4 protein-coding genes are annotated in these 4,652 nt (G+C 34.5%); 1 reads left to right on the top strand and 3 read right to left on the bottom strand.

The genetic code is table 11. From position 1 onward, the window contains the following. Nucleotides 1–965: 965 nt before the first annotated feature. Complete coding sequence (locus B3P23_RS16705) at nt 966–1,991, bottom strand: LacI family DNA-binding transcriptional regulator (protein ID WP_045752132.1); 1,026 nt, start codon at nt 1,989–1,991, stop codon at nt 966–968. Between the two features lie 114 nt (nt 1,992–2,105). Here B3P23_RS16705 and B3P23_RS16700 point away from each other — a divergent pair, with 114 nt between their 5' ends. Further along, nucleotides 2,106–3,053, top strand: coding sequence for a TIGR01212 family radical SAM protein (locus tag B3P23_RS16700; protein WP_045752131.1), 948 nt, complete (start codon nt 2,106–2,108; stop codon nt 3,051–3,053). Between the two features lie 29 nt (nt 3,054–3,082). On the opposite strand, the gene B3P23_RS16695 is transcribed toward B3P23_RS16700, so the two are convergent. Together B3P23_RS16695 and B3P23_RS16690 are read right to left on the bottom strand one after the other, a co-directional pair. Beyond that, nucleotides 3,083–3,553 carry a nucleoside triphosphate pyrophosphohydrolase family protein gene (locus B3P23_RS16695; RefSeq protein ID WP_248755689.1) on the bottom strand — a complete coding sequence of 157 codons (471 nt, stop codon included), beginning with the start codon at nt 3,551–3,553 and terminating at the stop codon, nt 3,083–3,085. Nucleotides 3,554–3,657: 104 nt separating this feature from the next. After that, nucleotides 3,658–4,652 (bottom strand): pseudouridine synthase (locus tag B3P23_RS16690; protein ID WP_293928250.1); only part of this gene is annotated, 995 nt, incomplete at its 5' end.

Here is a 4,652-nt window from a genome sequence, read left to right as displayed (position 1 = left end):
TTTTTTGTGCGCTAAACTTTTTTCTGTACTGCCTTTCGGATGCAGCATATCTCAATACCGGTGCTTTAGAACAAGCCATTCCGCTGCTGCAGTATAATCAATAGCGCTGACGCAGCAATTAACAATCCTGCTGCCGCAGATAACCCCTTTCACAGTCAAAGATATCGACTTGCTACGGCAGTACTGCAGAGGGAGCACACTTACATTTCTTCTCCTTCATGTCCGACCTGGTTCCGGATATGGCTATTGGCGGCACGGTTCCACTTCAAGCTCATCCTCCATATCCACGGCAGGCAACTCCTGCTTTTGAAATACGCTTAAAGCCCACCCCGTGAACTACTCTAAAACTGGTTTTCTGTATTCAGTTTGTAAGCGATGTGGTTTCCTTTTGAATGGATCTATATGAGCGGTGCTGCTAAGATCTTTGTTTGCCACTAAACTTTCCTCAAATAGAAATCAATAAATTACTAGTGATGAAGTTTTAATATTTATTTTATGAGTTTTATAAACTGCTTTATAACGAGAGGTTTACGTATTAATATCCTTATTATTAGTGTTTTCCTTTCTTTTGGTATAGTATTTGGCTAAAGAAAGGAAAGAATATTTTATTTATGAGAGCAAAAATTGCATTTTTTTTGGGAGGATTAATATTGTTAATATCAGCTAGTTCTTGTGTGGGATATTATCACGATCACGGACCTAGGCATCCACATGGACACTATAAGAAAGGTCATAATAAGCATTATAAAAAAGAACACAAGAAGCATAACAGGGGCCACGGTAAGCATCGAGGAAGACATTAATTGTTGGGTGATCATAGATTATGATCACCTTTTTTATTATCTTTTGAATATCCTCCTGGATTAATTTATTACTTGTTGGACTATAACTCTATTTATAAAGCTCCTTTTGAAGTATGATGACCATCATCTACCATGAGATGATTCCAAGAATTTGAATAATCATTATATCGATTCTCGGATTGTAATGTCAGCATCTAATTCGATCGTTTCATAAACAATCTCTCTTTTTTTTAATCGATATTCTAAAATATGGATCATTTTTTCGAAAGCGATTTTTCCAATATTTTTTGCAGGTTGAGAGATACACGTGAGTGGTGGATTGAATGAAAATGCATAGTTTGTATTTGAGAATCCAATCAAAGCAATCTCTTCTGGAATTTTAATTTTCTGTTGCGCTAATAATCCTATTGTGCGATTTGTCAATAGATCGGTAGCCGTAAAAATTGCGTCAGGAAGGTGCTGTTCTTTTTCTAATTCTTTTAATTTAGATAGAATTTGCTGTTCTACGATTTGAATCTGGGATAGATCACAGCGTAAAAGAAGAGTCTCATCGAAAATTATTTTGTTCTGTTTTAAGGCTTCTTGAAAACCGATGAGCCTTTCATTGGTAACACCATTAGTAAGTCCCGTGATATGCAAAATATTACGATAATTTCGATCAATAAGTTCCTGTGTTGCTCTTTTGGCAGCTTTCTTATTGTCTATTCCAATTTGAAATGTATTGAAACTGTTATTGATACGATCAAATATAACAATAGGGCAATCGCTATGATGTAACTGTTCTAGATAATTTAAGTTTGCTCGATCAGATACCGGTGAAATCAATATGCCATCTACCCCTTTGGAATAAAGAATATCAATGCATTTCTTTTCAATTGACGGATTTTCTCTGCTTTGCATAATAATAATATTATACTGTTGAAACAGTGACGATTCTTCAATTCCTTCTAAAATTTGAGAAAAGAATGAATTGCTTATTGTTGAAACAATGACACCGATAATGTTTGTTTTACCAGTTTTTAAACTTCTTGCTAGTGCATTATATTGATAATTATGTTCATGTGCATAGGCAACGATTTTCTCTTTTGTCTCTTTCTTGATCTCATGGCTATCGGAGAGTGCTTTGGAAATCGTAGGGACTGATAAGTTTAGCGCTTTTGCAATATCTTTAAGAGTTAATCTTTTCATAATTTCCTAATGTAACTCATAAAGATAATAAATTGTGTAAAGATTAGTCTATTAGAAGCCATATATTATAATTGAAATAATTAAAACCTCTGAATTCTTTCTATCTTTGCATTTATGAGTACATTATTAGACATAGGACAAAAACCATATCATCATTATGGATCTTATTTAAAAAAGAAATATGATGGTCTGCGTGTGTATAAAGTCATTGTAGATGGCAATTTTACTTGCCCTAATCGTGATGGAAGTAAGGGGTATGGTGGCTGTTCGTACTGTAATGTGGATTCATTTACTCCCGAATCAGCTCGTAAATTGCCGACTATTCGTGAACAGGTAGAAGAAGGTATCAAACGTGCTAGAGAAGGTTATCGTGCAGATAAATTTATTATTTATTTTCAACCTAATACCAATACTTATGCTCCTGCACATTTTTTAAAGGCGATGTATGATGAGGCATTAGCTGTTTGTCCAGAGGATACAGTGGGGTTATCTGTAGGTACACGTCCTGATTGTATTGATTTTGAAAAAGTGGCTCTTTTGGAGAGTTACTGCGATCGTTATGATGTTGATTTGGAGATGGGCATGGAATCAATTTACGATGAAACTTTGGATAGAATCAATCGTGGCTGTTCACATGAGGAATTGCAAGTGGCTTTGAAATTAGTGGAAAATAGTCCATTAGAAATTTGTGTGCATACTATTTTTGGCTTCCCTTGGGAATCTAAAGAGATGATGTTGAAATATGCTGATGAAATCAATAAACATCCGCAGATCAAATTTGTGAAGCTGCATCATTTACATATTGTAGAAGGATCCATTATGGGCGTTCAATATAAACGGGAACCTTTCCATGTTTTTTCTATTGATGAATATTGTGACTTTTTAGCGGAGTTTATTCCATTATTGCGTCCGGATATTGTCATCCAAAGATTATTTGGGTTGGCTGATCAAGAGTTATTGATTGCTCCAAATTGGGGGATGAAAAAATCAGCGATTCAGTCGTATATTGATAAAGCACTTGAACGAAAAGAGGCCATACAGGGTTCTCAATATAGGGGATAAAAAAAGGTTTGCTAATAGCAAACCTTTTTTTATTTTTCTATGATTGATTTTAGATCTGCTGGAGAATAATTGATTGATTTTAATGTTTTGTTATCCTCTGTTCTGAATACTAAAAACAAGCCATCTACTTCTTTGTAGTAACTGTCTACATCTTTTGTATTTTTATAGTGGTCTATAGTGGCTTCTGCTTCTTCTATCGATTGACAAGCTTTACTCATATTGGAGCGTTGAACTTCTTCAAATAACTCATTAAACTTATCTTTTAGACCAAATTCTAGAACGGCACCTGCCAATACATACTGGATATCACATAATGCATCTGCTACTTCTACAAGATCGTTATTTTGAATAGCTTCTTCCAATTCTTTCAATTCTTCTGCAATCAGAGATACGCGTAGTGCACTGCGTTTCTCACTTGGAATTGTTGGTTTTTCTAATATCGGATGTTGGAAAACTTTATGAAATTCAGCTACGGATGTTAATGTTTTTGGATCAGTCATGTTATATTTTATTTGTTGCTAAATTATGTAATATTATCTAATTTAAAAATTAGGTGTAATAAAAAAGCAGCTGTGAAGCTGCTTTCTGTATAAAGGAGTAATAATTAAATTAAATGCTTCAATTGAACTAATTCTCGCTCTTCAATATATCTCCAACGACCTCTAGGTAAATCCTTTTTAGTCAAATTGGCATAAACAACGCGATCTAGTTTTACGACTTCATAGCCTAATGATTCAAAAATACGTCTTACAATACGATTTTTACCACTATGGATCTGTACGCCAATTTCTTTTTTACTTCCACCTATTACGTAGCTCAGGTCATCCGGTTTTACAAAACCATCTTCCAGCTCAAGACCGAATACAATTTTATTGAAGTCACCTTGAGTTAAACTTTTATTAAGTTCTACGTTATAGATTTTACTGATATTATTGCGAGGATGCGAAAGCTTTTCTGCTAAATTACCATCATTTGTCATCAACAATAAACCTGTTGTATTTCTATCTAAACGACCGACAGGGTAAATACGTTCTTTTGTTGCTTTTGATACTAATTCCATTACAGTGTGACGTTCTTGCGGATCATCAGTTGTAGTGATGTAATCTTTTGGTTTATTTAATAAAACATAAACCATTTTCTCACGTTTCAGACGTTCACCGTTATATTTGATGTCATCTTTTGCAGGATCTACTTTAGCCCCTAATTCAGTGACAGCTTCACCATTTACGCTCACAACACCTGCTGCAATCAATTCATCTGCTTTTCTTCTGGAACATACCCCAGAATTAGCGATATACCGATTTAAACGAATTAAGCCGTCATTTTGAGATGAAGATTTAGCACGCTGAGGTCTTTCAGAGCTTCTTCTTTCTGTAGATCCTTCTTTACGATCTTCTTCACTATTGAATTTTTTATAAGAAGATTTGTATTGTCTATCTGATTTATCCCTAGCAGGACGCTTAAAGTCTGTCTGTTCTCCTTCAGATTTTTGAAAAGATCTACCTTCTTTATTAAAAGGTTTGTCAAAACTTCTTTTTCTATCTGAGTTTTCACCGTCTTTTTTGAAAGGTCTATCACCTCCAAAAGATCTACCTTCTT

It is taken from the genome of Sphingobacterium sp. UBA6320 (assembly GCF_002440335.1).
Taxonomy (GTDB): domain Bacteria; phylum Bacteroidota; class Bacteroidia; order Sphingobacteriales; family Sphingobacteriaceae; genus Sphingobacterium.
Note: the sequence above shows the minus strand (reverse complement) of the source record. Positions and strands in the feature narration are given on the sequence as shown.